The 1878-nt window shown below is 54.2% G+C and carries 2 protein-coding genes; both read left to right on the top strand.

Annotated features, from left to right (window positions below):
• The coding region (locus tag AB5Y70_RS05940; RefSeq protein ID WP_368175975.1) for a flagellin at positions 1-459 on the top strand (459 nt) is incomplete at its 5' end.
• 625 nt (positions 460-1084) lie between these two features.
• A partial coding sequence (locus tag AB5Y70_RS05945) for a flagellin (RefSeq protein ID WP_368175976.1) occupies positions 1085-1878 on the top strand: 794 nt, incomplete at its 3' end.

The raw sequence follows: 1878 nt of genomic DNA on the forward strand, positions 1-1878 counted from the left end.
TTCCAGGTGGGGGCCGACGCCAACCAGACCATTAGTTTTAACCTGAATCAGACCGATGGTTTCAGTATTTCTGGTATTGCGGCGGCGGCGACTGCGGCTGGTACTGCTGCCATTGCTGTCAATACTATTTTCACTAGCGGTAGTACTGCTGGTGGTATCAGTATCAGCACCCAGGCCAAAGCTCAAGATGTATTGCTTGCTACTGATTCCATGCTGAAAGTGGTGGATGGGAAGCGTGCCGAACTGGGTGCGGTGCAAAACCGTCTGGATTCCACCATCCGCAACCAGGCGAACATCTCCGAGAACGTCAGTGCCGCCCGCTCCCGTATCCGTGATGCGGACTTCGCGACCGAGACTGCGAACATGACCAAGCAGAATATCCTGCAGCAGGCGGCGTCCAGCATCCTGGCGCAGGCCAACCAGCGCCCGCAGTCTGCACTCTCCCTACTGCAGAACTAAGGGCCCTGAAGCCGAGAAAAAGAAAAGGGCGGGTGTTCAGGCCGCCCTGGTAAACAAGATGGAACAATGGGGTGTTCGGATTTACGCCTTGTCCTATCGAAAGAGAAGTTCTTTTATTGGTATTACCCCTCGAGTGTTGCGCAGATCGTTCACTCTGTCATCCTCGAGGTTGTTCTCCTGAGCGTAAGCTCTTCTTTGGCCGACATTGTCGGCCTTTTTTATGTGCGCCGAAAAATCGGCGGCGCATAACAATAAGCATAAGCTGTGCCAATGCATTCTGCATCCTAGGGGAATACGCACGATAGCACCGCTAATGAGATGGAGGACTCCACGATGCCGCCTCCTCTTGTCGCTCCCACCTGGGCGGACAGTGCTTGCCTCTTTGTTGGTGAAGGCGGCAATAAATTTCCTAAAGCTTCCCATGGGGCTGCCGTTACAGAGTGTGAAGCAAATTGAGGGGTGTTCGGAAATCCAACATTTGCGCAACTGCGGGTCCTATGTCCGTTCAAACAGAGGGCCCGCCAGATGGCACAGATCGTTCAATCTGTCCGTCTGAACGGTGGGATACTGGCTGCACTGACGCAAGCAGAGCCCGCAGTTTCTTGTTCATCAGGAGAAATTCTTTATGGCTATGTATATCAATACCAACACTTCATCATTGAACGCTCAGCGCAACTTGATGAATACTAGCAAATCAATGGATACCTCTTATACCCGCCTGGCGTCCGGCTTGCGTATCAACAGCGCCAAGGACGATGCTGCGGGGCTGCAGATCTCCAACCGTCTGACTTCCCAGATCAACGGCCTGGACCAGGGCAACCGCAACGCCAACGACGGCATCTCCCTGGCACAGACCGCAGAAGGGGCCATGGATGAGATGACCTCCATGCTGCAGCGGATGCGTACTTTGGCGCAGCAATCTGCCAACGGCTCCAACTCTGACTCTGATCGCGATGCGCTGCAAAAAGAGATGGATCAACTGGGTTCTGAGATTAACCGTATCTCCAAGGACACCACCTTCGCCGGCACCAAGCTGCTCGATGGCACTTATTCTGGCTCTTTCCAGGTGGGGGCCGACGCCAACCAGACCATTAGTTTTAACCTGAATCAGACCGATGGTTTCAGTATTTCTGGTATTGCGGCGGCGGCGACTGCGGCTGGTACTGCTGCCATTGCTGTCAATACTATTTTCACTAGCGGTAGTACTGCTGGTGGTATCAGTATCAGCACCCAGGCCAAAGCTCAAGATGTATTGCTTGCTACTGATTCCATGCTGAAAGTGGTGGATGGGAAGCGTGCCGAACTGGGTGCGGTGCAAAACCGTCTGGATTCCACCATCCGCAACCAGGCGAACATCTCCGAGAACGTCAGTGCCGCCCGCTCCCGTATCCGTGATGCGGACTTCGCGACCGAGACTGC

Origin of the sequence: Aeromonas sp. s1(2024) (assembly GCF_040908005.1) — a bacterium.
GTDB classification, from domain to species: Bacteria; Pseudomonadota; Gammaproteobacteria; order Enterobacterales; family Aeromonadaceae; genus Aeromonas; species Aeromonas caviae.